Origin of the sequence: Methanomethylovorans sp., from assembly GCF_050177135.1 — an archaeon.
Lineage (GTDB): Archaea > Halobacteriota > Methanosarcinia > Methanosarcinales > Methanosarcinaceae > Methanomethylovorans.
The window spans coordinates 1-26,249 of the sequence record NZ_JBFXHJ010000002.1 but is presented as its reverse complement, the minus strand read 5'-3'; the positions used below and the strand labels follow the sequence as shown (position 1 = coordinate 26,249).

Genomic DNA, 26,249 nt, shown 5'->3' with positions numbered 1-26,249 from the left:
AAATCCGTATATTCAATCAATAAGTTGTCGAACACGGTCTGCAATGGCCTCTCCCACTTCTTTTGTGGTGGCCTTGCCTCCAAGATCGGATGTGACCATTTTTTGGTTTATGCTATATTCTATGGCATCCTGTACCACTTTTGCCTGTTCTGTCAATTCATACCATTCAAGCATCATCTTCATACTCAAAATGGCAGCAATGGGATTAGCTATACCTTTTCCGGCTATGTCAGGAGCACTTCCGTGAACGGGTTCAAAGAACGCATGTTCTTTTCCGATGTTCGCACTTGGTACCAGCCCAAGCCCGCCAACCAGGGCGGCAGCCATATCGCTAAGTATATCCCCGAACAGGTTTGTGGTCACTATGACATCGTATCTGTTCGGGTGTACGATAAGGTTGTAGGCCATGGAATCTACCAAAGTGTCGTGATATTCCACATGATAGGACGAGGCTGTTTCACGGCACACGTCCAGGAATAACCTGTCAGATTTAAGTACGTTGGATTTATGGACTATCTCCACACGGTTTTGCCTGCTTTTTGCAAGCTTGCAGGCGTAATCAGCTATCCTTGCCGATCCTTTGCGGGTAATAACCCTTTTAGTATACGCTACATCCTCATGTATCTCTTCTATGCCGGAGTACATGCCTTCTGTGTTCTCCCGCACTATCACCAGGTTGAAATCATTTCTCCCCGTGACACCCATGATCCCATCTATAGGTTTTATGGGGCGGATATTGGCATACATGTCAAGCTCCTTGCGTATTGTGAGGAGCACGCTCTTATAAGCAGGGTCAGATGGTGTTGTAATAGCTCCAAACAGGATACAATCGCATTCCTTCAGGGTATCGAGGTCATCGTCTGTGATGGCAGAGCCTGTCCTTTCCCATTTCCCGTATCCAAGTTCCACAGGTATCTTTTCCAAAGGCAGGGCAAGGGCATCAAGAACATCTATAGCCGCAGGTATTACCTCTTTGCCTATCCCATCTCCTTCCACCACTGCAATTTTCATTTGCTTTCACCTTTTTCTTTCCGGATCTGCTGTACAAGTTCCCTTATTGTTAAGGCCACCTGGAACTCCGAGGCTCCCCAGTGGACCACAGCCCCTCTGATCCCATTTATTGTAGCAAGGCCCGATCTTTCGGATAAGCAGCACCGTGTCACAAAGGGGCCTTGCGGCGTGTAAATATCAGAACGGAAAGGGCAAATGTTAATGAAATCATATTTAAGGCCAGGGAACCTTGATTCGAAGAGTTTTCTGGAGATCTCGCAACCTACAAGCAGTGATCCGTCTTCAGTAATAATGTCAGAGTCGAGGCATTTTCCTTCAAGCCCTGATGAAGAACACGGGAACACAGTTCTTTCTCCTTCGAACTGCCTGAGATCCTTCATATTCTCTTTGAACCGTATGCTTAGATCCCCAAAGATGCCGCTTGCTTCAAGCCTTCTTACCATCAGGCTAAGCCAGGAGGGTTCAGGCGGGATCACATCCACTATTTCAAGATCGATTATTTCAGAGATGTCGGGATCATGTACAAACGTCACATGCTTATCAAAACCTGTGAAGATAACTGTATTTACATTTGCTTCACAAATTTCTGCAGCTGTCTTTATAAGAAGCCTTCTATCTTTGATATTTAATTCTTTATCGTATTTTATAACCTGTTCTCCAGAGGCTATGGGTTCGATCTTTGTGACCTTCCTTAATAGTTCCTCTCCGGTATGTTCAATCCGATATATGGAATATTCCCGGCCAACATCAGTGACCTGTTCTACTATTAAATAGCGGCTAAGGAAATATACCGGCTCTTCATGTGCATCATCCGGATGGATCCTTGTAACTCCCACGTACTTGTACTCTTCAGGGAATATCATTACAACCTCTATTTTTTCCCCTGCATTGCCCTGCGGTGGGGTACAAGTCCTCCATCACTGAGTATTTCCAGAAGGAAATCGGGCAGTTTATTGCCCGTATATTCTTTCCCGTTAACAGTGACCTTCCCGTTTTCAAGATCAACCTCTATCTCATCGCCTTCGTGGCACTGTATATCGGCTTCCATCAGAGGAAGGCCAACATTTATGGCGTTGCGGAAAAATATCCTTCCAAAGGACTTGGCCACAACACAGGCCACTCCTGCATATTTAAGTGCTAATGCAGCCTGTTCTCTTGAAGAGCCGCAACCGAAGTTATTACCCCCGACCACTATATCTCCAGGCTTTACCTTTTTAGAAAAATCAGGGTCTATCCCTTCCATCGCATGGTCAGCAAAGACCTGCATATCCGTAGTACGGAGATATTTTCCAGGTATTATGACATCTGTATCGATGTCATCTCCAAAGACCCATGTTCTTCCTTTGATGATCTTCTCCATATGTTTCACCTTAAGCTGGCTACTCAGTTGCTATTTGTATATCCGGGAGTTCACACCTCTATCGTATTACCCTGAAGTATATCGGTTTCGGTGACCTTTACTTCTTCCACCACACTGCCATAGCTGATCTGGTATGGCTTTGTGGGTGCTACATCAAATTGGGTCTGTCCGGAGACAGGGCCTTCTGTTGAATAAGGAACTGTGAATGCATATGTCCCATTTGATGTTGCTGTCTGTGAATATGTGAACGACCGGCCCTGGCTGGTGCTGATCGTCGTACTGATGGTCACACTCTCTCCGGCAGGCGCAGTTCCTGTGATCGTGGCACCCTCTACGTATTCGAATATCTTCACATAACCCGTATTATCTTCTTTGATGTTCCCACCCAGAAGGACGTTGTACACGTTCTTATACCCTATTTCCTGACCCTGTGTGCTGGTGCCGGGAGATTCATGGACCATGCGGTAGTGCTTCAGACCATTGCCGTCAAAAATATGCAGCTTTGCTTCCATGGAGTTGAAGTAACGCTCATAAGGAACGGTCACTACTCCCTGGTCAGTTTGCACAGCCGTATAATAATTGTTAGTATCCAGTGTCCAGGAGGCCATTGCGTAGAACTTCCCCGTGGCCATTTCCACATCTGATACTATGTATCTGGCTCCCATCTTATCGGCGTCAGGATGGATGGCTTCAAGAACTGCAGTTGCTTCTTCCTCGGAAGGAGCGGTAAAGAACGTAGCTGCCCCCGGAAGGTTCTCTTCTGCAATAGTGTTCCTGCGTCCGCCAATGCCTTGCTGGAAAGGATTTGCATTTGGTATCCTGCGTCCAATGACCTCTATCCAGTGTCCGTAGTCCCACCAGGACATAACTCCATAGGCTGTATCCGGGTATGGATAGACCTCTCCGCTTGCAGGGGCTTCATATATCTCATAAAAATCAAGACCCGGATCAGGTGTATTAATTCTCATCCAGTTAAGTGCTTCCAGCCAGTAACCATTAGGACCCCCTGCGTACTGAGCCTGTTGTGTTGCCAGGCTGTAATTGGGGAGGATCAATACGACAACAACTATTATCAACGATATGATGTGAATGGGTTTCAGCTTGTGAGTTGTTGTCTCTTTTGTTTTGCCGGAAGACTTTTCTTTAACTTTTTCAGTTGCCATCAGGTTGCTCAGTTTAAGGTCTTTCCAGCCTGCAAGGTCAAGGAACCTGACACCAAGGTATGCACTTAGTATTGCTGCATTCACTGCGTAGTAGTAGGAGAAACGGTTCTGTTGCAGCATTGCCCACAGTACCATGAATGTCCAGACTATAAGAACTGTTTTCTCCTGCGTGTTCTTCTTTTTTGTAGCTTCATAGGTCAGTACAGCAAGTGCAATAATGGAAACAATACCCATGACCGCAAAATAATAGTAGAACGAACCATCGAACAGATCAAGGGGTGCTGCCTCTCCTATGGTCAGGGCACCACCTGTCCTCTTAAAGAACCCAAATACGCTAATGAGCATTGTATATAAGGAGGGAGATACGATCTTTGATACCAGTATGACCGCTGCAAAACCAGCTAATATGGTCAGAGGATAGATCTTCCTGTCCATTTTCCTTTTTTGCATTTCGGTAGACAGGAGCGTGAACAGCGGAAAAGCCAATATCCCTGCAAGCAAAGCCTTTCCTTGAGTACTTTTCGTTCCTCCTATCTCAGGCGCTATCAGCACCATCAGCAGTGTGACTGCAAAAATGATCACTCCGCCCACTGCCAGGTAATCAGTGGTCCTGCCGTGCATGTGGTCCACAACATGCTGTATTGTAATGTAAAGACCAATGATCAGACTGAAGAAAAGTGCACCTTTCCATGTAAGAGTGTAGAGTCCCATGGAAATACCGGTAAGTACGAAATAAGGTAATACAGGTCTGATGGTTTCAAACGGTGCCTTTTTAAGGTTAGAGAATGTGAGGGGGTGTTCCCTTGCAACTTTCACTGCCATGACAAGGAAAGCTGCGGTCATCGTACTGAACAAAACTTCTGCAATGTGGTGGTCATTGAAGCCTATAATAGACCTCGATAGTACCTGGCCGGGTGCAAGTGCGATCAGCACAGCAGCCAGCAATCCTGTTCTTCTGTCAAATATCCATTTGGTAACAAAATATGTGGCTATGACTACAAGTGTGGCCAAAAATGCAGGATAGTATGCACATACAGTTTGTGTTAGTTCCTGGCTTGGGTTTCCTAATCCTAATATCCATATAATTGTTGCAAGGGACCAATCGAACAGGGGCGCAAAGACCTGGTTCGTGCCTGTGGGATACTTGGTATAAGCATCATACCACAAAAAGTGAGGATAATTGGACAGTATTGATTCGATATTCCTCAGATGGTACCATGGATCGTTCTCGCTGAACCTTACAAAGTTCTCAGCTACAAAAACCTGTGCTTTTGGGATGGTCCTTATATAGAACGTTACAAGACATGAGATCAAGATCCCCAATGCATAAGGGATACTTCCTTTCAGATCTCTTTTGACAACTTCATCTTTGGTCATGTATTCAACTCTTTGTCCTGCTCAACTGAACTGATAGGTAGACGCTTATTTTCAAGATAAAATGATAAATGGTACATGTAAGTTTAACTTGTTATATATTATTGTTCGCAAGTGGTACGATGTTGTTTCTATTCTTTGATAGCACGTATCCGCTCTTTCATTTCTTAAACTGATATATCATCAGGTAAATTTTAGTTTTCCCACATCACGTTATTTATTATTAGTTGTTATATTTACATTATACCTTGCATCTTCGACTGCTTCCCAGGAACCTGATGTTGGTATAAGGAATGAGAAGTTCATTATCAACTGGGTGATCACAAAAGATAGTAATACTTCTCCTATTTTCGGTATGATCAGGGGCACCAATAATCCAAGGTACCAAGGTTCTTTAAGAGCTATCAGAGGATAAAAGAGGACCAAAAACAGAATGATCAATGGAGATATTATATGTGTTAGAAGCGCATAGGGGTATATGATTTTTCCGAAGCTTCCTTTTCCAAGAAGACTAAGATTATTCAGGTAGACTTTTCTTAAGCCGTTTATCCTTTTCATCTTCTGGATAGTACGTCCCTTCAGGGTAAGTGGAACACGTTCGTATACTATGGCTTTTTTTTCATATACTACCCTATAGCCTAATTGAATTGTCCTAAACAGTATATCTGAGTCATCTGCGTAGGCATTTGGATCGACCTTTATTTTTTTCAACAGGTCAGTTCTAAAACTCATTAATGGGCCATTGCACACGGAAACAGATGCTATCTTGCTTTCTCCTTGTCTCCACAGGTCAAAATAGAATCTATATGAATCTTCTTGTGATTTGGATATTCTTCTTTTATCAGAGATGATTATTATTTTTCCTATAACTCCACCTATCATGGGATTAGAATAGTTCTTTGTGATGTGCAATAAGGAATCTTCTTTTAATAATGCATCGGAATCGGATATTACAGTTATTTCACTACTGATCTGCGGGAATATCCAGTTCAAACCTCTTGCTTTTCCTTTTCCGCCTTCGTTCTTTACAACAGCAGCATTTAGTTCTTGTTGTTTTATTGTTTCCACTGCAATGCTTTCACAAGCATCTGTGGAATAATCATCTAAAACTATAACTTCTAATTTATCTTCAGGATAATTGAGTTGAGATGTATTTTCGATCTTTTTCCGGATAACTTTTTCTTCATTATACATTGGTATTATCAGTGTGACCGTTGGCAGATCATCAATATCAGGCAGTTCTTCCTTTTTCTTGGAATATATGTACATGATCATAGTATATGAGGAAAAAAGACCGACCTCGAATACAACAAGGGTCTGCCATGCCAACAGTAGATCAATCATATCTAGTAACATTTATTCTAACCATTTATAATTATTCAACATTTTATGTTTTATTTATTGCAAACAGATCCGGGTCAAAAAAGCAAAACTTTTATTCATGACAGATGCAGTTTCCATTTTATCTTTCTTACTAAATAAGCAAAATTGAAAACCAATTTTGAAAGCCGGTTTTTTGATAGGATCTTGGCTTTTAATCTCTCAGCCCGAGGATTTTTGAGATACTTTCCCATAAAAGTACCATGTCTCACAGATTCCGGTTTGTAATATATGTATCTATGTCCATTGGCGGTTTGCCAGTATGCATATTTAATGGCTCCTGTTCTGTCAGGAGAATCTAATTTTTTGTTGATAAGCTCAATAAGTTCATCACGATCTTTTGGTATATAGCATCCTTTAACATCTTCGTAGAGCGCCCTTCCTACAAGAATAGAGGGCTTGCCCCAAAAAACGCTCTCAATTCCCATTGTTGAGCCGAAAGTTATTATTTTCTCACATGCTTCCATTAATTGATAGGAATCGATCTTCGCATCTGCAGGAATTATTTTCAGGTTGTGGGCCTGTAATTTGCTTAATTCCTGTGTTTGAGTGTTCTTCAGGCCCTTTAAATTCGGATGTATCCTTAAATAAAATACGATGTCGTTATCAACATCAGCATTTATTATATCTTTTATTGCATCTGTCTGGTTCCTGTATAACTGGTTTTTCCATCCCGGAATGGCTTCAAATTCGTCCTGGGATGAAATGTAGATCGCAATGTTCCTCTTCGAAGGTTCAAAACCATCTGGCAAATTTCCTTTTATCTGGGATCTAGTAAATGAATACCAGCTTTGATCCTTTCCGCCCCTGCGTTCTTCGAACCATTTGATCGCAGTCTTTTCTCTTTTTTCCTCATCCGATTCGTTGTTCCAGCATTTTTCTATCTGTTCCTTCTGATATGCTATATCATGCGGATACGTATCTTCGATGAGTGAATATTTTTCCAGGACACCGGCTCTTTCATGAACATAGGTTTTTATTCCCAGATTTTGAGCAGCTCTTAATGCAGGTCTTAAGGGGGCGAATCTTCCGTTGAACAAATAGAAAATATCGGGCTTTATTTCTTGAAGATGATGTTCGATGGCATCATAGACAGCGACCGACATTATCAGATTCTTTTTTATAAATGGTTTATAGTGAGTAACATTTGGGTCTGGCTCCCTTACCATGCTGATCAGTGAAGAAGCAACTGCCATTCCCACATCCATGCCATTCACTTCGAAGTTCTTTAATTCTTCCATCGACGTAAAATCAGGTACCTTCAGATCTCTGATGAAATCGTTCAATGCAAGTTCGTGTCTATTTTCCTCTGGGAGACCGATTATATTCAATCCTTTATCTCTTCTGGATCTGCACAGGAAACATCTGATCTTGAGGTGGTTTGGATTTGGTTCGCAGGCTGGCAGATCCCTTGAGCACTGTATGATATGCACCTCGTCGCCAGCATCTATATGCCTGGCAGCGATCTCAAGATCTGTTGCAAGGTGTGGCACCCAGTCGGCAAAAGGCATGTAGATAAGGATTTTCATAGTAGCCTCAGGTTAATAAAATTTATATGAATATTATGATTATAAAACATGGTCAGCTGGATAAAAATAGTTTAGATCAAAGCAGGATGTGACTTTTCGGTTATCTCACACTTTTTTTACATAATAGATCATGTATCTGTTCAATTGTGTCCGATATGTTCTCTTTTTTTATAACACGATCCTTGTAAATTATAAACTATCTATGATCCCTTTTAATCTTTGGACATTTATGCTATCTTCTTCCAGAGAGTGAATATCGATCCTTGGTGTTTCAATGGTCATATAGGTTTTAGAACCCGCATTCAGAGATTTCATCAAATATTTTAGGTCATATTCTCCTTCTCCAATATTTAAATGCTGGTCTATTTCTACATTCAGATCGCCATCTGATATATGATAATAAAATGGTGATAGTGTCTGAAAACTATCGATGAATGCTTTGTATTCCGTTCCCAGACCGATAGCTGCTTTTATTGCATGATTCAGATCAAAGCAGAATCCAAATTTATTATTCATTAGCTTCTCGATCTGTTCCGGTAAGTATCCAACCATGACTTCATTGTTCATTCCTGTTTTAGGCATATTTTCTATTAATATCCGCTCGTCATCTAAAATATTCAATAGGTCAATTGCATGTTCAATTTCTCCAAACCCTGGATGCAGTACCATATATTTTGCATCAAGTTCGTTTGCCCACTCAATACAATCATATATAATTCCAAGACTGAAGTCATGATTATTTTTGTTTGCAATATTCATTCCATGTCTTTCTGTAGTGATGTGGATCGTATAAGGCAGATCATAAGCAAGAAAGGGAGATATATCGGTTTCAGGAACTGGTGTCAGCTCAATATAATGAAATACATCTTGATTGATAAGTTGTTCCGCTTCCGGAAGCGTATCCGAATTAGTAGACCACAATTTCAGGCCAAATCTCATATTGATCCCAAACCATAATCTATTCTACAAGATCCCAGTCTAAAGGAGTTCCTTTTTTAATGTCTTTCTTTGCTTTTCGGCCAAGTATTCTGTCAAGGTATCTTGGATGCAGCCCAAATCCTGGCCTTACTGATCTAACGTTCTCTGGAGTTAGCTTATCGCCAGCTTTAACATCCTCTACTATAAATAGGGACCTTGAAAATTCTCTGCTTTTCTTGATCTTTTCCGTTAGTTCGTAGTTAACCTCTCCAAGTGCGCTTTCAACTTCCTTTACAGCTTTGACCATGGACCGGAACTCTTCCGGTTCAAGTGAGAATGCAGCATCCGGTCCACCCATGTTCCTATCCAGAATAAAATGCTTCTCTATTATTTTAGCTCCAAGTGCTACTGATGCTATTGGCACAGAGATCCCAAGTGTATGGTCAGATATTCCCACGACCGCTTTAAAAGTATCTTTGAGATTCAGGATCGTTCTTAAGTTCATTTCTTTAAAAGGCGCCGGATAAGCAGACGTGCATTTCAGCAGTGATATCTGATGGTTTCCCATCCTTTTACATGCATTCACTGCTTCTTCAATATCTGATAGCGTGGAGATACCTGTAGAGATTATCACAGGCTTTCCTTTCGATGCAATGTATTCTATTAGTGGAATGTCCGTTATCTCAAAAGATGCAACTTTATAGGCTGGGACGTTCATCTCTTCAAGGAAGTCAACTGCTGTTCTGTCAAAAGGAGATGAAAAAACTATAAGTCCTAACTCTTCTGCCAGTTCTTTGAGTTTAGGTTGCCACTCCCATGGAGTGTATGCTTCCTTGTATAGTTCGTAAAGTGTTTTCCCATCCCAAAGGGTATCCTGTTTGATCTGGAAGTATTCGTTGTCAGAATCTATGGTAATCGTATCCGGAGTATATGTCTGAAGTTTAACAGCATCTGCTCCGGATTCTTTTATGGCTTTTATGGTATCAACAGCCAGATCAAAATTCTGAAGATGATTGGCTGAGAGCTCTGCAATTATGAAAACTGGATTGTCATTTCCTATATTTCTCTTTCCAATTTTAATTTCCATGTAGTTTTTCTCCCTCTATTATTCCCATAACAATCATATCATACCAATTGCCATTTTTTAAAACAAATTCCTTCAATCGGCCCTCTTCTTTAAATCCGGATCTTCCATAGAAATTTATTGCATGCTCATTTTCATCCATTACTTCAAGTTTCAATGTGTGGAGTTTAGCAATGTCAAAAGCTATTTTTTTTAGACATTCAATTAGTAAATTTCCTTTTCCTTTAAGTTTACAGTAAGGGTTTGAATATATTCCTAGATAAGCGTTTTTATTTCTCAAATCCACCCTATTTAAAGAAATTACACCTATGAAATCGTGTTCTTTTTGAACGATCCAATAGAAATTTTTAAAATCATGTATTAAATCATCAAGAAATTCACCATGTTCTTCTGGAGATATGATGCTGTCTGAATACATCCATCTTCTAATAGTTTCATGGTTCCTGCAATTTCTTGTGATATCTTTTTCTTCTTGGGAAAGGTTCAGAAAATTTTTTACAAGCAAATCATCAAAAAGGAAATTTTGTTGTAAATCGAGCATCTGCAAACTCCCATAGTTTTTATATATATATGCTTTTGAAACAGGTAATTACATTGTATTTACAATATATTTAAAAATTCTGGGATTTAACTGCCGAAAGGTGGCAATATTAATTTCTCTCTTTATTTTATAATAATACTGCTTTCTTTTAGAACAATTTGGTTATTTGTAAAACAAATTCTTTTTTAACCGGGTTTGCTTATTTATCTACCATATTGTCCAGCCACCATCAATTACGACATTTGCGCCGTTTATGTAATTAGAAGCATCTGATGCAAGCAGCAGAATTGTACCCTTTAAATCATCTGGACGTCCTATTCTCTTTAATGGAACTTTTTCTTCAAGTTTTTTTATGAACTCTTTGTCCTTTTGGACATATGGATTTGGGAATGGGCCTGGAGATATTGAATTTGAACTTATTCCAAATTTACCATACACTGCTGCTACGTATTTCGTAAATTGTATTATTGCTGCTTTACCAGCACCGTAATTTGGAGGATTGTAAAAGTTATTATTTTCATATATTGATACATCAGGAGAAACCAATCCGTACATTGAAGATATGTTTATTATCTTTCCGGCCTTATTCGCTATCATGTGGGGCAAAACAGCTTTTGTACACCTGTATACTGAACTAACGCTACCATCAATTCCAGTATTCCATTCTTCGTTTGTCATTGAAAGCAGATCTTTTCCAGCTCCGTAGAATGCATTGTTTATCAGGACATCAATTCTACCCCTATTTTGGATTATGGACTCAAAGGCGTTTTTTATGCTTTCATAGTCGGATATATCCAGCTTCAATGAACAGTTGTCGTTTCCAAACTCTTCATTAAGTTTTTGAGATAACTTATCATTTTTCTCAATATCCCTGCTCCCAATTATTAAATTAGCACCATATTCTGCAAGGGCTTCACACATGCTTTCTCCTAAATGGCCACCTCCACCAGTTATTAAAATTACTTTGTCTCTTAGATCAAACATGTTGTTTAATAGCATTAGAACTTCACCATTTCCTTGGGTCAATTATGTTCTCATCAATATTAGCAAATATAGAGGTATCGAAAGGAAAAATATCAAGGGATTTAAAATCTTCGATGTTTTGTTTCAATTGCAGAACTGAATCAACACCAATTATGATCGAATCAATTTCTTCAATCGAGTTAACAAAGCCCAATGCCAGTTTGGATAGGTTCGTGCTATTTTCTTGAGCCAGCTGGTTTAACTTTGTTAAATATTTGTTAGCTGATGTCAGGTTTGGAGGTAAATTATTTACATCCATGAAAACTAATCCCTGCAAAAAAACACTTCTGGAAAATATTGTGAATCCGCGCTCCTTCAATCTTTTGAGGAGCGAATTTTTAAGAAATCTCTGATCCAGAATACTCAGAGGAATTTGTATCGTATCGACTTCAGTTATCTCTATTATTTTTTCAGCTTCTTGGGGTGTATAGACAGATACTCCAATACTCTTAATCAATCCTGAACTTTTCGCTTTGATCAGAATTGGTATCAATTCATCATACAGAGCAATGTCCTGAAAGTCATGAATTAGATAGTTATCAATGCATTCTATTTTCAAATTAGTTAGCGATGTTTGGATCCTTTGGAATATCTCTTGCTCTAAATTACTATGATGAATTTCATTCTTGGCAAGCGGTCCTAACTTGGACGTGATATAACATGATGAATGTTCTTTATTCCTAAGAAAATCACCCAGTATGGTTTCACTATCTCCATAAACACTTGCTGTATCAAAAGATCTAATATTGTTCGTAAATGCAAATTCAAGTATATCTAATGCCTTTTTTTTCTGCGGCTTCCCGATTTTATTATTGATCCCGTAATCTAAACCTAACTGCGCTGTTCCGAGTGTTAATCTTGAAACCATTGGATTTCACCTTTCTCAAAGCATCACTTAGCATTTTTGCGGGAAAGTCATCTTATTTTCAGCAATCCCTATAGTTTTTCTGTTTAACATTTTGATTTATTTCCTTAATATCGGGGTGTTCATCTAAATAATCGATAATTTCTATGATATCTGTATATGAGAGATCTCCAAAGGCCTCGTTTAATTTTAAATAAAGCCTAAAATCTTCTTTTGTATCAATTGTTAATCGTATATCTTCTCTTTCAAGAGCTTTTATTGGACTGACATATTTGACTTTAAAGGATTCCTCATTTTCATATATATAAGGAGTCACATGTTCAATATGGTATTTCTCCTTTCCAAGTTCCCATGACCTTTTTAATGATCGGAAGTTGAAAACTTCACTTCCTGTACCTATTATTATCCCTTTTGAACTAACATAGTCGCAATCATGTTTTATCAGATGATCGACTTGAAATGCAATGAGATCAAGACTCACCAACGGATTATCGGCCGTTATCCTTACGATTATATCTGCATTGTATTCCTTTGCCGCTTGATAATATCTGTCCAATACATTTTCTTCAGACCCTCTAAATATTTGAACGGCATTCTGTAAGGATATTGTTTCAATAATGTCATCTTCCCTTTTAGTGGTTGTAGCAACAATTAATTTATTAAAAAACTTTAAATTTTTAACGCGGCATAATAATATTTCCAGAACTGTTTTATTGCCAATTTTTTTTACAACTTTACCAGGCAGCCTTGTAGACCCTGTTCTTGCTTGAATTATTCCAGCAATATTCATTAATAGCAACTCTGAGCGGTCATGTATCTATAAAGAATGAATGATCTTCAATATTGATGACACCACATACTCAACATCTTCCTCGGTCATTTCAGGGAACAAAGGTAATGTAATAATATGTTTGAATACATCCTCAGTCACAGGATAGTCTTTTTTGCTGAAACTGAAGTTCTCAGCGTAATAACTGTGACGATAAGCCGGGATATAGTGGAGATTTACTCCAATATTCTCTTTTCGCATGTACTTGAAAAATTCATCTCTGTTTATTGATTTATCAAGCAGGATCGTGTAAATGTGCCATCCATGTCTTATTTTTTCTTTCGTTATAGGGAGGCTTATTAATTCAATATCCTGGAGGAGTTCCTTGTAATATAATGCGATTTCATTCCTCCTTTCAATAAATCCATCGATCTTCCCCAGCTGGGAAATTCCAAGGGCTGCCTGAATATCTGTCATCCGATAATTCCGGCCAAGCATTTTCATATCGTATGCCCATCCTGCATCGGGTCCATAACGTGACACTGCATTTCTGTCTATACCATGGCTATGGAGCATCCTTGCTTTTTGTGCCAGTTCCAGATTGTTCGTAACTACAGCTCCCCCTTCTCCTGTAGTTATTGGTTTCACAGGATGGAAACTGAAGGCTGTAAGATCCGCAAAATTACCTACTTTTTTCCCATGATAACTGGCTCCAAGGGAATGACATGCATCTTCTATCAGGTAGAGGCTATGTTCATTGGCGATTTCCTGTATTTCTTCGATTTCACAGGGATGACCTGCATAGTCCACATATAGTATTGCCTTAGTTTTTGGTGTAATCCTTTTTTTGATATCTTCTGGATCGATATTACGAGTATCTCTTCCAATATCTGCAAAAACAGGCCTCAGACCGTTGTACAGCAGTGCATTGCTTGTGGCGACAAATGTAAAGGGAGTAGTAATAACTTCTGATCCCTTTGGTAAGTCGAGTGAAGCTACGGCAACATCCAGGGCACTGGTACCGCTGTTCATTGCAATTGCATGTTCAGATCCTACATAGTCACAGAGAGCATTTTCAAATTCAGATATCTTTGGTCCAGTGGTTAACCAATCACTTCTCAGGACCTTTATAACCTCTTCAATATCTTCATCATCTATTGTTTGATGCCCATAAGGAATCATAACGCAACCTCATAGGGAATTGTATCCTCTTTGTTCTCAGGGTTTTTACTGAAAACTATCACACTGGCTTCAGTGTTTGAAATGTTCTTTACTGAATGAGCCACCAATGGTGGGATGTAGATCAATTCATATGTCTCTGATCTTGAATCCAGCACGATCTCTTCATACTCGCCGGAAACCATGTCCTTTAAACATAATTTGATCTTCCCGGCAGCCAGAGCTAACCATTCCTCTTTACTTTTATGATAATGGTTGGCTCTGGACTTCATGGGTTCGATAGATACCACATAAGAATGCACACAATTGAAGGGCTCATCTTCATAATTCATTGATATGAGTTCAGAAAGCCATCCATCATCTCTTCTGTGTTTTACCCGTGTCAATTTATCGTATAACATGGCTACATCATAACATTTTTTTCAGTTGTTCGCTTGTAAGCCATTTGTCGTTAATATCGCTTGAATATCTGAAATTATCAGGAAGCTCCTTTCCAGAGGGGGTATTTTCTCTTTTCCAGAATGAGAACTCCGGCTCGATCACAAAGTGGTCAGGAAATTCTTTCACATGCCTGGATTCGTCCTCTGTGATCATAATTTCATGTAGTTTTTCCCCAGGCCTGATACCAGTAAATTCTTTAGTTGCTTCTGGGGCTATTGCTTCTGCCAGATCCGTTATTTTCATACTGGGTATTTTTGGAACGAAAATTTCTCCTCCACGCATCTGCTGGATCGAGTTGAGTACAAAACGAACACCCTGGTCAAGAGTCAACCAGAAACGTGTCATTCTTTCATCAGTAATTGTCAGAACACCGCTTTTCTTCTGTTCGTTGAATAAAGGTATCACACTTCCCCGACTGCCGATAACATTTCCATATCTCACGCAGCTAAATCTGGTTCTTCCTTTGCCGGTATAGGTATTTCCCTGAACGAACAGTTTTTCAGCAACCATTTTTGTCGCTCCGTAAAGGTTTACAGGATGCACAGCTTTATCTGTACTGATAGCCATCACTTTTTCAACAGAATTGTCAATAGCTGCGTCAATTACATTCACTGATCCATCGATGTTGGTTTTAATAGCCTCGATAGGATTATACTCACAGGCAGGTACCTGTTTCAATGCTGCTGCATGGACCACAATGTCTATTCCGTTCATTGCACGATATAGCCTGTCCCGATCCCTTACATCACCTATCAGGAATCTGAGGCGTTTGTCATTGAATTCCTGTTTCATTAGGTACTGATTGAATTCTCCTCTGGAATATATTCTCAGGCTGTTCGGATTGAATTCCCTAAGCACGATCTCAGTGAATTTTTTACCGAAAGAACCGGTTCCCCCCGTGAGAAGTACATTTTTACCATCGAATAAGGATAGATCAATTTTGCTTTGCATGCTTTTACCAACTTTGGAATGTGATTATGTACACTTATAATGGGCATTTTATATATAAAGTTCATTTTGATTGTAGTTCCTTTAGCTGTTTTCATTTCCAGATCAAACTTTGCTTTCAGCACAGGATCTTGGATCCGGCTTAAAAAACTGAAGTCACTGTCAATCATTCTTTATGTTACTGATGTGTCATCTTTTTCTTGAAAGTTGTAGATCCATGTCGCAATAGAGGTAAAAATGAGTTCATTCAAATAAGTTTTTTCACAGGGCAGGAACCATGTATATTTATATATCTACAACCTTAAATAAATCACCGATTCTTCGTTCCAGATAGAGGTCTGATTGATAGTGGATGCAAAAATTGCAATAACAATTCGTTCATTTTCGGCAACACAATTGTTGTCATTGTCACTTCGTGACATTGGGGAAATATCATATATTAATAACACTGGTAAACGTCTTAATGAGGAAGATCTGTGTTCTATACTTACAAATGTGGAAGGCGTTATTGCGGGTACTGAAAAGTTTACGAGACGTGTGTTTGAATCCTCTCCAAATCTACGTGTTATCTCTCGTGTTGGTACAGGAATTGATAATATTGATATGGAAGCCGCAAATGAATATGGCGTTTCGGTCATGAACACTCCCAACTCACCTGTTTTATCAGTTGCAGAGCACACTATCGCATTGATATTTGCTGTATTAAAGCGAATAGCTATATATAACGAAAATATGCGTAAAAACGATTATTCGGTTGATTCCGGTTTCTTGCTCGCAGGCAGAATTGTGGGCATTATCGGTCTTGGCAGAATAGGACGAAAGGTTGCTGAAATGTTGGAGATGCTGGGATGCAATATTTATTATTATGATCCTTTTTTGCCGGATGACTTTAGTACAAAATGGATAAGAATGGATAAATTAAACAGTCTTCTCCAAATTGCTGACATTGTGACTTTGCATCTGCCTCCGCTCTCAGAAGGCAAACCAATAATGAGCAAAAAAGAATTTGAACACTGTAAACATGATATGATCTTGATCAATACTTCACGTGGTTCACTTATAGATGAAGATGCTCTTGCACAAGCAATTGAAGAAGATAAAATATGGGGGGCAGGTTTAGATGTGTTCCCGGTAGAACCATATAGCGGAAAATTGCTTGAATACCCACAGATCGTCACAACGCCTCATGTTGCGTCCAATACTATTGAATCAAGACAAGAGATGGAAAAAGAAGCGATTAGCGGATTAATCACTAAATTAAGGGATCTATAATGAATAAAGCACTGGTTACCGGTGGGAATGGCTTTCTAGGACATCATATTGTCAGGGAATTGTCAAACAGAGGGATAGAAGTAATTGTTTATGATATTGCTAAATCCTCTTTCATGGATGAGATGTCTGAAATCGGACCTATACAATTTATTGAGGGTAATATCCTTGATAGCTCAAAACTGGAATCTGCTATGGAAGGATGTGACACAGTTTTCCATACAGCTGCGATTGCAAATCTGGAGGATGCATTAAAGCATCCTGTAGAAACAATGGAAGTAAATGTGATGGGTACATTACATTGTCTAGAAGCTGCAAGAAAACATAAAGTAAATCGTTTTGTGTTTGCAAGTTCAGTTTATGTAAGTGGTAATTGGGGTTCCTTTTACAGAATTTCGAAGCAAACAGGTGAATCTCTTTGTAAAACATATTCAAATGAATTCGGTCTTGATTTTAGCATTATAAGATATGGGAGCTTATATGGAAGGGAAGCAAACAATTGGAATTTCCTGTATAGTGTCTTAAAGGAGCTTCTGTTAAGTAAACAATATACATATTATGGTTCTCCTGATTCTTTACGAGAGTACATTCACATAAATGACGCTGCCCGTGAAACTATTAATATTGCCAATAACAGTGATTTTAGAAATAGATCCGTATTGATCACCGGGCACCAGAAGATGTCCCATAAGGAGTTTTTCAATATGATACAGGAAATCCTGGGCGAAAAACTGACTATTATTTTTGAAGATAGCGATAAAAATAGTCACTACAAAATAACTCCTTATTCTTTTGAGCCAGACATTCCGCTCCGGATCAATCTTTCAACATATATTGACATAAATGAAGGAATTCTTGATTGTTTGCGAGAGGTACAAATGGAGATTGAAAATGGCAAGCAAACTAAAACTAAATGAAAAACATACTCTAAAGTATAAGTTGCGGACCCATACATTAACTATTGGTTCATGGATCACGATCGGTGATCCTTCAATTGCTGAAATTATGGCCAAAAGCGGTTTTGACTGGCTCACTGTGGATATGGAACACAGTGCTATCACATTACATGAGGCACAGCAGTTGATCCAGGTGATTGAACTCTCTGGTTGCGTTCCACTTGTCCGAGTTGGAAATAACGATCCCAATCTTATAAAACGCGTAATGGATGCAGGTGCCCACGGTGTTATAGTTCCAATGGTGAATAATGCAAAAGATGCCGAACTTGCAGTTAAAGCTGTTAAATATCCGCCGATCGGTACCAGAGGTGTAGGGCTTGCAAGAGCTCAGGGATATGGCGTGGATTTTGAAAAATATAAATACTGGGTTGAAAGAGAAAGTATTGTTATTGTCCAGATAGAACACATTGATGCAGTAAATAATATTGAAGAAATTATCCTGACAGAAGGAGTAGATGGTTTTATCATAGGGCCTTATGATCTGTCGGGTTCTTTAGGCATTCCCGGAGAATTCAATGATCCAAAAGTGACAAAGTCTCTGGAAAAGGTCAAGAAAGCAGCTAAAAAGGCAAATATTATTTCCGGATTTCATGTAGTACCTCCTGAAATAGATTTGTTGGAAGCCAAGATCGAGGAAGGATATCGTTTCCTGGGATATAGTCTGGATAGCTTGTTTTTGGCAGAAGCGTGCAGAACAGATCTGGATAAGATCCATCGGATAAACAAACAGTAGATTTTATTTTATTGGTACACCAGCCATAAAGGATGAACGGATTATGAGGAACAATTTTTCTGTAACTGCACTACTACCAATGAAAGGGCATAGTGAACGAGTACCTTCAAAAAATACAAGGATCTTCGGGAAAGACCCTCTTTTTTTTCATATACTCAGAAGTTTAGAGTCCGCAAAATATGTAGATCAGATTCTTGTGGATACAGACAGCCTGCAAATTATTTCTCTGTTAAAGCAGAATTTCCCAAGGGTCAGTATAATAGAAAGGCCAAAACATTTATTGGGAGATAAAGTTCCCATGAACTCTATCATTGAACACGACATCCAATATATCAAAACCGATCATTTCTTACAAACCCATGCTACTAATCCTCTCTTAAAGCCAGATACTATAGACTATGCGATTAAGTGCTATTTTGAGGGTTTGAATGAAGGTTTTGATTCTGTCATGGGAGTTACAAAATATCAGACAAGGTTCTATGACCATAACAAGATCCCCGTAAATCATGATCCTCAGATAATGCTTCCCTCTCAGGATATGCTTCCTTTATATGAAGACAATTCTAATTTTTATATTATTTCAATTGATAATTTCATGGCAAACAAAAAACGTGTGGGGAAGACTCCTCTTTTTGTAGAGGTACCTAAAATTGAATGTATAGATATCGACGAACCGGAAGATTTCATAATTGCTGAAGCTGTATATGATTTTATTCTGAATAAAAATATCAATTGATTTTGAACCTATTAAAATCTATATTTTTAAAAATGCATCCTATCTTATTTAATATTTGCAAAGAGAGTGAAGTGGAAGATTATGTCGTTTGAAAATTTCCGGATGATCACAGAAAATATCGAAGGATACGAAGAATTTAATATAGACCGGGAATGGTACAAAAACAGAAAAAAGGGCTTATCTGCGGTAATACGATGCTATGGTGACGAAAGATGGATCGGTCCATGCATAGAAAGCTGTCTACCACTCTTCGATGAAATAGTTGTGGTGATCGTGCAGGTAGAAGGGGATAGAACTGAGAGTATTGTCAGGAGTTTTAAGTCACCAAAAATAAGAATATATAACTATCCATTTGGTCTGGATCAGGTAAAAGCACCTGTCTATAAAAACCGGATTCGACGAAAGATCGATGCTCTGTCGGAGCTATTTGTTTCGCCTTATTATAAACGAGGATCATTGCATACGATAAGTTATTTAACTAACTTCGGGATGTCTAAAACTACTTTTTCGCATGTGGCTCCTCAATGGGATGCCGATCATATACTAAGGCCTGAATTCGCGACAGAGGATTTTAAAAAATTTATTCTATCTAAAGAGCATATCCGGGTTGCAGGTTATAATGTAGTAACTGAGGACTATAAATACTTGTCAGAAAAATCTCCAATACACAGTAGCCATCCCCGGTTTTATAAAGCTGACCAATATTTGTACTTTGCCGGGAATAAGTATCTTTTAGATATAGTATCTTACCGTTCATCAATGGTCCAACTGAAAATGCTGGAGAATTATTTTCTTTTTCCGATTCAACAGATACAGTGCATGAAAAATTTGTTGCTTCATAAGGATGTGGTGTACGAAGAGCCAATTTATTTCCATACCAAATTTCTTCGTTCACAAAAAGAAATAGAACATGATACACGGTTTTTGAATGAGGAGTATCACCGGCAATTTAAGGAAAGTACCAAAAAAGGACAAAGATTAAATGTCAATGTACCGGATTCTGCTTTTAAGACACCCGAGGATTATTTGCGAAACTAACTTTTTTAAAAAAGCAAATACATCAGGAAAGGTAAGTCTTGCTGAGTGTTTCACGAATTGCAGACACTTTCATACACTGCAATTGTTTCTTTGGCAGTTTTCTTCCAGGAAAACATCTTTGCCCGTTCTAAGCCTCTGCTTACTATATCCTCTCTCAAGCCTTCGTCTGTAAGGATCTCGTACATGCTATCGGTCCATTCATTGATATTGTGGGGGTTTGCCAGAATTCCAGCATCTCCTACAACTTCCGGTAAAGCACCAACATTGGACACGATAACAGGGCAGCCACAAGCCATAGCTTCTAATGGCGGAAGACCGAATCCTTCATACCAAGAAGGACGTATATAAAGCTCCGCTGTATTATACAGTCTCAACAATTCTTCGTCGGAGACCCTCCCTGCAAAAATTATTTCTTTTTCAAGTCCCAGTTCTTCCATCATTTTTTCGAGTTTTGCTCTTTGCAGTGGGTTAACATTGCCTGTACCGAAAATGACTAATTTTATCTCAACTCCCCTTTTTCTTAGTCCGTAGTACATTTCAATAATGTCTGTACGGATATTATCAGATAGGATAAACGGGGAGTTAATGTACTCAGGTATTTCCATTCCTACTTGCTTAAATCTTTCATGGGGTGCTGAATAAATTATTTCTATTCTATCTTCGGGTATTTTCAGGAATTTTATCATATCTTTTTTTGTATTTTCAGATACTGCTATGAACTTATCGACCCTCTCTCTTATTGCAAAAAGAGTACTTCGCCACAACATGTCGTGTGTCCATATCTTTGGGTTGTTGTATATTTTTGTCTGGAATGAAGGGAGAAACTTGTATAGATCATGAATTGTCATTACTTTTTTAAATCCCTTCTGAAGAAACAGTGGGTTGTGAAAAGGAGTAGGTGATGGATTATGAACTAGATCTATTTCATTCTCTTTTATTAAGGAGGGTAGTTTCAGTGCATCAGTAAGGGTTGTTTGCAAGAATCTTGTAGGTTTCACTGAATACAAAGGTGCTATGATCTCATTCATGTTCTTGTATAAAGGATCATTGCTCTTTTGATAGTGGATCAGATAAAAATCATGCTCGTGTTCTATATTTGGAATGTTGTTCAGGATATATTTAAGATAATTCGGTATCCCCGATTTCTCTTCTATATCCATAACTTCGGTTATGATCCCAATTTTCATAAAATCCATTTTCCATACTATTTTTGCATTCAATAGATTATCTCAGAACAGCAACTTCGCTCATTTACATATGGCGATAGAGGTGATAGATCTTACAAAGTAATCTGTTTTTGGCCATTTTAAAGATAGGCAATTTAGAGATCAGATCATTTTCTCGACTCAAAGTAACAAGAGCATAATAAAACTCCAGTTCTTCATTATTTAATTCATCTGTACGGATATAACATCCACCATAGCGGTATTCATCATAATTGTCATTGAGTAAATGACCTTTATCTTTTAACATTTTTTCAAATTCCGTATTTGGGAATGGAGTAGCCAAGGAAAAGCCTGAGGAGCTATTCAGTTGCTTCTGCAGATTCACAGTGTCCATGATCGTTTTTTCATTTTCACCAGGTAAACCTATCATAAAAAAAGCTAACGAGTCTAAGCCAGCATCATGGGTAAGCTTGAAAGCTCTCTTGACTTCATCTATGGTCAACCCCTTTTTCATCGTGTCCAACATATTTTGATTTCCACTTTCTACTCCATACAATATTTGTTTAAAGCCTGCATCTTTTGCCAGTTTCAGAAGTTCTTCATCAACCAGGTTCTTGTTAGCTCTAAAAGGAGCCTGATACGTTATATTTTTGTTTAATTTGTTATCTATGATGAGATTAAGGATTTCTTCAATCCATTTTCTCTTAAAATTGAATGTATCGTCCTGAAAATATATGTCTGAAATGCCATATTGCTCATGCAACCATTTTATTTCCTCAACGACTTTCCGAGGATCTCTAAATCGTACTTTATGTCCAAATACGGATTTGTTACAGTAGATACAATGAGAAGGGCAACCACGTGATGCCATTATATACATTGATTTATTCCCGCTGCCCGCTATTCCCACATATTTTTCTATGTCAACAAGATCCAATTTTGGTAATGGTATGTGATCCAGGTTTTCCGCAAATGGCCTTGGTTCATGTATTTTGTTTTTATAACAAATGCCTTTTATAGAATTAAGATCGTTCCCTTGGGCAATTTCAAGGAACGTGAATTCACCTTCACCTATAACCGATACGTCTAATTGTGGAATTTCATCGAATATCCTTAGTCCTATTGATGATGGATGGGGTCCCCCAATGACAGTTAATAATCCCGGATCCGCTTCTTTAGCTACATTTATTATTTTCCTGGCAAACTTGGTTTGGAATGTATTTTCTGTCACTCCTAATATATCAGGGGAGAAAGACTCTATTATAGCTTTTAAGTCCGATATGCTTACATTTTCAGCTGTCATGTCCACAATTTTAACATCGTGTCCTTGATCGTAGCACATTGTTCCAATCAAAACCAAAGCTCCAGATGGGTATCTTTTCTTCATCCCTTCATGGAAATCATTCTGTGGAGGATCAACTAGTAATATTTTTTTGCTTTTGTCCATACCTTTCCCCTCATGAACTTAATTCTAGCGTATAATTCTATCTGGCGGTTTCAAACTTTCTCTAAAAACCTTGTGAATGCATGCTTAGCTGAAATAAGTAAAAACATCTGCTTGTCAAACAATTTTGGTTTTCTCACGCCCACAAGCATACTTTTTCTAAAGTGTTCTCCTTCTAGGTGCAATCTCACAAAATGAAAGAGATTATATCCTCTTGGAGACAGTATTTCTTTCATTGTTTTCCTATTTATGTAATACACGTGTGTTTTATCATCTGTCCAGTTTGCAGGGCATAGGTCGAAATCAAGACATTCTACTATCACGTTATTGCTGACACGTTCCAATTCATTTAATAATATTTCCGGGGTTTCTGTGTGTTCAATAATATCAAGTGCAAAAGCGACATCAAAAGATTTGTCTTTAAAAGGTAAATGATGGAAATCTCCACGAATATCGGGCTTTTTCAGTGCATTCATATCAATATTGATCGCATTTTTCAGATATAGCCCACCAGATCCAACGTTTAAAATCCTGTTTTCTTTATAATGTTTGATTAAAAATGCTTTTCTAGGTTCAATGTTTCTTAATGTCATCTCATTCCCTTGCCATATCCTTGCTTCTATTAAACGCCCATTTCTATTTCAGACAAAACTGTTTTCTCTTGTTTTCCCGCTCAGAGATTTATTGCTGTAATGGCTTCACTGTCTGTAGAATTTATTCCACAACTCTTTAATTCAATTTAATTTATCTTATACGTTTCCAGAATTTTGTCAATTTGCGTGTTGTATTTTAAAAGCATATTTTCGTACAAATAATTCCCTGAGAATACATCCCTGTAAAGTTTTTCCAGATACGCGTCATCTATAAAATATTCTCCCTTCAGTATTTTTTCACACTGAGTTATCAATTCCTTCCGTGATGAAGCTTTAAATGAAACACCATCGTAGATCGATGTTGCATTTTGAAGCACTTCCTTCCATTTGTCATAAAAGATGACAGGTTTTCGCTGCAATATAGGTGATATTAATACTGTTGATGATGCTGCCAAACAAATATCTGCTTTTGCTAATAGAATATTTGTATCTGTGTCGTTCCCAAACTGTTTTATGGATCTTCTCTTATCATTGACAATGAAATCATCCAGAGGAATGTCAAATACGTCACGTGGGTGATGTTTTACCCACACTTCGAGATCAGGAAAATAGTTGACAAGTGACAAAATATCCTGATGCATTCTCTTCTTATACTCAAAATTATTTGTCAAGTCATACGTAAAAATATCCATCAAGTACAACAACACTTTTTTATCAGCAGGCTTTGTAACCGTTGGTCCATATACATCCAAGGCACAAGATTCCAGATAATTGATCCATTCAATGTCAAATCTGGGATCACCCAGATAAAAAGTAGATCTTATGCCCTCCATATGGTGAAGTGATGATAATTCCTTTTCGGAACCCAGAAACAGGAAATCAGGTCTAAATGGATCTTTTAACTTTTCAATACGCAATTTATTTTTCGGGTCTATGTTTGGTTTTGAAATGGGTTGAGGGCCATGTGGCATCATGACGATTGGAATTTTCCTTTCCCTGGCAGTTTTCGCAAATCTTAATAGTACCAGGTTCATGGGATCTATTTTACCTGTATAGGCATCTATAAACCTGTTTATGGGTTTTGAATCGATCAATGATTCATCAGCTGTTCTTTGATCGATAATTACTAGGTCAATATTATTTGAGTCAATATATTTATTTATATTTTTCTGTGTCAACAAAAAAATTGAAGAAATTACGTGGTATCTTAAAAAAGAATAATGCAAAAATCTCAGAACCGTATTCAACGGAGATTTTATGAAACCTGCAGTCATTTGTTTAATTCTTTTTGATCTACTGTCAGTTTTCTCTCCCTCTTTGAGATGAGTCAAAACAAACAGATGTATTTTATTGAGCAAATTATTTATTTTTCCAAAATGACAGATGTCCATCATAGAATCAAGTTCAATGGAATTCGAAGTGCAAATGTATTTATGTAATTTGTTTTTCAATATCCCGTCCTTGGTATAGAATGCAAGGATCTTCGTGGATATGTCCCGATCTTTTTTGTAATTTACAATAAGTGGCAGAAAATGATCAAAATCGTTATTGTGATGTGCAATAAACAATATCCTCTTTTTTACCATCCTTTTCTCCATGGGCTGTTGAATATTATATGTATTTCTATTTATTAAAATATATGTTGTAAAATCTTATGGAAAATTGAGCAATTTCGTGCTGACTTGCTTCCTCACCATCCCATGGTTGCAAAACTATAATGCTTTTTTTAACGATATACATAAAATCTCATTGATAAGTATAACGCTTTCAATTGACATTCCCAATATCCATAACTAATCTGCATATGAAGAAATAAAAATCACATCGATGTCATCCGATGAATTTATTGTGGTGGGAAGATCTATATCGAGCAATTCATTGAATCCAAATTCCCAAAGATTATTATACAATAAACCTAAGACTGCAATATACAACGAGTGAAGGATTTTGTATTTCCTCTTTAAAGCTTAAGTCTGATGTGTTCAAATACTATAATCGGTACATAGCAATGTTACTAAATAATAAATGCCCTCTGATCATACTGGATTTCGATGGAGTTATTTTAGAATCAGTTGAAGTAAAGACTGAAGCTTTTAGACGATTGTTTTCATTTGCACCTGGACATGTTGAAGAAATCGTCAATTTCCATAGGGAAAATGGGGGTATGTCAAGATTTGAAAAGTTCAGATATTTCTACAGAAATGTGTTAAAAGAGCCATTGTCTGATGAACAGTATGAATATTTATGCAATAGATTTTCGGAATTAGTACTTGACGGGGTTTTGAACTCTCCTTTTGTTCCAGGGAGTATAGATTTCTTACAATACTTTTCAGCTAGAACATCCTTATTTTTAGTTTCTGCAACTCCCTTTACGGAATTGGACAAAATATTAACGCAAAGGGATCTGCATCATTATTTTAAGGCTATTTACGGCTCTCCCCGACCAAAACAAGAATGTATTGCAGAAATATTATCTGATACAGTTTGTCCGGAGGATGATGCTATCTTTGTAGGTGACGCATTGAACGATTATAAAGCTGCAAAAACTGCCGGTGTACGTTTTATAGGCAGGGTGAGATCTGGCAGCACTAATGTTTTTATAGAGAAAAAGGATGTTGAAATTGTGGTCTCTGATCTGGAAGAATTGAGGTCATATCTGGAGGGATTGTATTGCTGATACCTATCTCATATGCTCTGAATAAGGACATCCCATTGTATCCCGGCTCCCC

Annotated in this window: 25 protein-coding genes; 6 read left to right on the top strand and 19 right to left on the bottom strand. The window is 38.1% G+C overall.

Going from position 1 to position 26,249, the window contains the following annotated elements:
• Positions 1-12 precede the first annotated feature (12 nt).
• The 15 genes from AB7U21_RS00470 to pseB form a co-directional block, all read right to left on the bottom strand.
• Positions 13-1,011, bottom strand: coding sequence for an isocitrate/isopropylmalate family dehydrogenase (locus AB7U21_RS00470; protein WP_333786680.1), 999 nt, complete (start codon positions 1,009-1,011; stop codon positions 13-15).
• Entirely contained in the window at positions 1,008-1,874 is an 867-nt protein-coding gene (locus AB7U21_RS00465) for a DUF7714 family protein (protein WP_333786681.1), read from the bottom strand. Before AB7U21_RS00465 ends, AB7U21_RS00470 begins: the two co-directional genes overlap by 4 nt.
• 8 nt (positions 1,875-1,882) lie before the next feature.
• Positions 1,883-2,371: a 3-isopropylmalate dehydratase small subunit gene (locus tag AB7U21_RS00460; RefSeq protein ID WP_333786682.1), complete on the bottom strand. Its 489-nt coding sequence runs from the start codon at positions 2,369-2,371 to the stop codon at positions 1,883-1,885.
• A 50-nt stretch (positions 2,372-2,421) separates the two neighbouring features.
• Positions 2,422-4,911 (bottom strand): oligosaccharyl transferase, archaeosortase A system-associated, encoded by a 2,490-nt coding sequence (locus AB7U21_RS00455; protein WP_333786683.1) that lies wholly within the window; start codon positions 4,909-4,911, stop codon positions 2,422-2,424.
• 210 nt (positions 4,912-5,121) lie between these two features.
• Positions 5,122-6,177: a glycosyltransferase gene (locus tag AB7U21_RS00450; protein WP_428386404.1), complete on the bottom strand. Its 1,056-nt coding sequence runs from the start codon at positions 6,175-6,177 to the stop codon at positions 5,122-5,124.
• Between the two features lie 170 nt (positions 6,178-6,347).
• Positions 6,348-7,817, bottom strand: coding sequence for a hypothetical protein (locus AB7U21_RS00445; RefSeq protein ID WP_428386402.1), 1,470 nt, complete (start codon positions 7,815-7,817; stop codon positions 6,348-6,350).
• Positions 7,818-8,006: 189 nt separating this feature from the next.
• Positions 8,007-8,756 carry a sugar phosphate isomerase/epimerase family protein gene (locus tag AB7U21_RS00440; protein WP_333786686.1) on the bottom strand — a complete coding sequence of 250 codons (750 nt, stop codon included), beginning with the start codon at positions 8,754-8,756 and terminating at the stop codon, positions 8,007-8,009.
• Between the two features lie 19 nt (positions 8,757-8,775).
• Positions 8,776-9,822 carry a pseudaminic acid synthase gene (gene pseI / locus AB7U21_RS00435; RefSeq protein ID WP_428386400.1) on the bottom strand — a complete coding sequence of 349 codons (1,047 nt, stop codon included), beginning with the start codon at positions 9,820-9,822 and terminating at the stop codon, positions 8,776-8,778.
• A complete protein-coding gene (pseH, locus tag AB7U21_RS00430; protein ID WP_333786688.1) occupies positions 9,812-10,360 on the bottom strand; it encodes a UDP-4-amino-4,6-dideoxy-N-acetyl-beta-L-altrosamine N-acetyltransferase in 549 nt (182 codons plus the stop codon). The genes pseI and pseH overlap by 11 nt, the downstream gene beginning before the upstream one ends.
• Positions 10,361-10,567: 207 nt before the next feature.
• Entirely contained in the window at positions 10,568-11,386 is an 819-nt protein-coding gene (locus AB7U21_RS00425; RefSeq protein WP_428386398.1) for an SDR family oxidoreductase, read from the bottom strand.
• Positions 11,367-12,251, bottom strand: a complete 885-nt coding sequence (locus tag AB7U21_RS00420) for an aldo/keto reductase (RefSeq protein WP_333786690.1) — start codon at positions 12,249-12,251, stop codon at positions 11,367-11,369. The genes AB7U21_RS00425 and AB7U21_RS00420 overlap by 20 nt, the downstream gene beginning before the upstream one ends.
• Before the next feature lie 58 nt (positions 12,252-12,309).
• Positions 12,310-13,038 carry a glycosyltransferase family protein gene (locus AB7U21_RS00415; protein WP_333786691.1) on the bottom strand — a complete coding sequence of 243 codons (729 nt, stop codon included), beginning with the start codon at positions 13,036-13,038 and terminating at the stop codon, positions 12,310-12,312.
• 27 nt (positions 13,039-13,065) lie between these two features.
• Positions 13,066-14,199 carry a UDP-4-amino-4,6-dideoxy-N-acetyl-beta-L-altrosamine transaminase gene (gene pseC, locus AB7U21_RS00410; protein WP_333786692.1) on the bottom strand — a complete coding sequence of 378 codons (1,134 nt, stop codon included), beginning with the start codon at positions 14,197-14,199 and terminating at the stop codon, positions 13,066-13,068.
• On the bottom strand, positions 14,196-14,528 hold the full coding sequence (locus AB7U21_RS00405) for a WxcM-like domain-containing protein (protein WP_333786693.1): 333 nt from the start codon (positions 14,526-14,528) through the stop codon (positions 14,196-14,198). Before AB7U21_RS00405 ends, pseC begins: the two co-directional genes overlap by 4 nt.
• 76 nt (positions 14,529-14,604) lie before the next feature.
• Positions 14,605-15,588, bottom strand: coding sequence for a UDP-N-acetylglucosamine 4,6-dehydratase (inverting) (pseB, locus tag AB7U21_RS00400; protein WP_333786694.1), 984 nt, complete (start codon positions 15,586-15,588; stop codon positions 14,605-14,607).
• Between the two features lie 345 nt (positions 15,589-15,933).
• On the opposite strand from pseB, the gene AB7U21_RS00395 reads away from it, so the two are divergent.
• The 5 genes from AB7U21_RS00395 to AB7U21_RS00375 all read left to right on the top strand — a co-directional run bounded on the left by AB7U21_RS00395 (position 15,934) and on the right by AB7U21_RS00375 (position 20,317).
• Complete coding sequence (locus AB7U21_RS00395; protein WP_333786717.1) at positions 15,934-16,857, top strand: NAD(P)-dependent oxidoreductase; 924 nt, start codon at positions 15,934-15,936, stop codon at positions 16,855-16,857.
• Positions 16,857-17,771, top strand: a complete 915-nt coding sequence (locus AB7U21_RS00390; protein ID WP_333786695.1) for an NAD(P)-dependent oxidoreductase — start codon at positions 16,857-16,859, stop codon at positions 17,769-17,771. Before AB7U21_RS00395 ends, AB7U21_RS00390 begins: the two co-directional genes overlap by 1 nt.
• Positions 17,746-18,543, top strand: a complete 798-nt coding sequence (locus AB7U21_RS00385) for an HpcH/HpaI aldolase family protein (RefSeq protein WP_428386393.1) — start codon at positions 17,746-17,748, stop codon at positions 18,541-18,543. Before AB7U21_RS00390 ends, AB7U21_RS00385 begins: the two co-directional genes overlap by 26 nt.
• Before the next feature lie 43 nt (positions 18,544-18,586).
• The gene (locus AB7U21_RS00380) at positions 18,587-19,279 is read left to right on the top strand and encodes a cytidylyltransferase domain-containing protein (protein ID WP_428386391.1); all 693 of its coding nucleotides are present in this window, start codon (positions 18,587-18,589) and stop codon (positions 19,277-19,279) included.
• Positions 19,280-19,360: 81 nt separating this feature from the next.
• Positions 19,361-20,317 (top strand): hypothetical protein, encoded by a 957-nt coding sequence (locus AB7U21_RS00375; RefSeq protein ID WP_333786697.1) that lies wholly within the window; start codon positions 19,361-19,363, stop codon positions 20,315-20,317.
• 50 nt (positions 20,318-20,367) lie between these two features.
• Here the strand turns inward: AB7U21_RS00375 and AB7U21_RS00370 are convergent, their stop codons facing one another.
• The 4 genes from AB7U21_RS00370 to AB7U21_RS00355 all read right to left on the bottom strand — a co-directional run bounded on the left by AB7U21_RS00370 (position 20,368) and on the right by AB7U21_RS00355 (position 25,118).
• Entirely contained in the window at positions 20,368-21,537 is a 1,170-nt protein-coding gene (locus AB7U21_RS00370) for a glycosyltransferase family 4 protein (protein WP_428386389.1), read from the bottom strand.
• Positions 21,538-21,568: 31 nt separating this feature from the next.
• Positions 21,569-22,930, bottom strand: coding sequence for a B12-binding domain-containing radical SAM protein (locus AB7U21_RS00365; RefSeq protein ID WP_333786699.1), 1,362 nt, complete (start codon positions 22,928-22,930; stop codon positions 21,569-21,571).
• A 50-nt stretch (positions 22,931-22,980) separates the two neighbouring features.
• Positions 22,981-23,520, bottom strand: a complete 540-nt coding sequence (locus AB7U21_RS00360; RefSeq protein ID WP_333786700.1) for a methyltransferase domain-containing protein — start codon at positions 23,518-23,520, stop codon at positions 22,981-22,983.
• Between the two features lie 146 nt (positions 23,521-23,666).
• Positions 23,667-25,118 (bottom strand): hypothetical protein, encoded by a 1,452-nt coding sequence (locus AB7U21_RS00355; protein WP_428386386.1) that lies wholly within the window; start codon positions 25,116-25,118, stop codon positions 23,667-23,669.
• A 380-nt stretch (positions 25,119-25,498) separates the two neighbouring features.
• Here AB7U21_RS00355 and AB7U21_RS00350 point away from each other — a divergent pair, with 380 nt between their 5' ends.
• On the top strand, positions 25,499-26,197 hold the full coding sequence (locus AB7U21_RS00350; RefSeq protein ID WP_333786702.1) for an HAD-IA family hydrolase: 699 nt from the start codon (positions 25,499-25,501) through the stop codon (positions 26,195-26,197).
• Positions 26,198-26,249 lie beyond the last annotated feature (52 nt).

Coding starts and splice junctions, on each gene's coding strand:
- AB7U21_RS00470 (WP_333786680.1), bottom strand. CDS start 1,011: ATGAAAATTGCAGTGGTGGAAGGAGATGGGATAGGCAAAGAGGTAATA.
- AB7U21_RS00465 (WP_333786681.1), bottom strand. CDS start 1,874: ATGATATTCCCTGAAGAGTACAAGTACGTGGGAGTTACAAGGATCCAT.
- AB7U21_RS00460 (WP_333786682.1), bottom strand. CDS start 2,371: ATGGAGAAGATCATCAAAGGAAGAACATGGGTCTTTGGAGATGACATC.
- AB7U21_RS00455 (WP_333786683.1), bottom strand. CDS start 4,911: ATGACCAAAGATGAAGTTGTCAAAAGAGATCTGAAAGGAAGTATCCCT.
- AB7U21_RS00450 (WP_428386404.1), bottom strand. CDS start 6,177: ATGTACATATATTCCAAGAAAAAGGAAGAACTGCCTGATATTGATGAT.
- AB7U21_RS00445 (WP_428386402.1), bottom strand. CDS start 7,817: ATGAAAATCCTTATCTACATGCCTTTTGCCGACTGGGTGCCACACCTT.
- AB7U21_RS00440 (WP_333786686.1), bottom strand. CDS start 8,756: ATGAGATTTGGCCTGAAATTGTGGTCTACTAATTCGGATACGCTTCCG.
- pseI (WP_428386400.1), bottom strand. CDS start 9,822: ATGGAAATTAAAATTGGAAAGAGAAATATAGGAAATGACAATCCAGTT.
- pseH (WP_333786688.1), bottom strand. CDS start 10,360: ATGCTCGATTTACAACAAAATTTCCTTTTTGATGATTTGCTTGTAAAA.
- AB7U21_RS00420 (WP_333786690.1), bottom strand. CDS start 12,251: ATGGTTTCAAGATTAACACTCGGAACAGCGCAGTTAGGTTTAGATTAC.
- AB7U21_RS00415 (WP_333786691.1), bottom strand. CDS start 13,038: ATGAATATTGCTGGAATAATTCAAGCAAGAACAGGGTCTACAAGGCTG.
- pseC (WP_333786692.1), bottom strand. CDS start 14,199: ATGATTCCTTATGGGCATCAAACAATAGATGATGAAGATATTGAAGAG.
- AB7U21_RS00405 (WP_333786693.1), bottom strand. CDS start 14,528: ATGAATTATGAAGATGAGCCCTTCAATTGTGTGCATTCTTATGTGGTA.
- pseB (WP_333786694.1), bottom strand. CDS start 15,588: ATGCAAAGCAAAATTGATCTATCCTTATTCGATGGTAAAAATGTACTT.
- AB7U21_RS00390 (WP_333786695.1), top strand. CDS start 16,857: ATGAATAAAGCACTGGTTACCGGTGGGAATGGCTTTCTAGGACATCAT.
- AB7U21_RS00385 (WP_428386393.1), top strand. CDS start 17,746: ATGGCAAGCAAACTAAAACTAAATGAAAAACATACTCTAAAGTATAAG.
- AB7U21_RS00380 (WP_428386391.1), top strand. CDS start 18,587: ATGAGGAACAATTTTTCTGTAACTGCACTACTACCAATGAAAGGGCAT.
- AB7U21_RS00375 (WP_333786697.1), top strand. CDS start 19,361: ATGTCGTTTGAAAATTTCCGGATGATCACAGAAAATATCGAAGGATAC.
- AB7U21_RS00365 (WP_333786699.1), bottom strand. CDS start 22,930: ATGGACAAAAGCAAAAAAATATTACTAGTTGATCCTCCACAGAATGAT.
- AB7U21_RS00360 (WP_333786700.1), bottom strand. CDS start 23,520: ATGACATTAAGAAACATTGAACCTAGAAAAGCATTTTTAATCAAACAT.
- AB7U21_RS00355 (WP_428386386.1), bottom strand. CDS start 25,118: ATGGAGAAAAGGATGGTAAAAAAGAGGATATTGTTTATTGCACATCAC.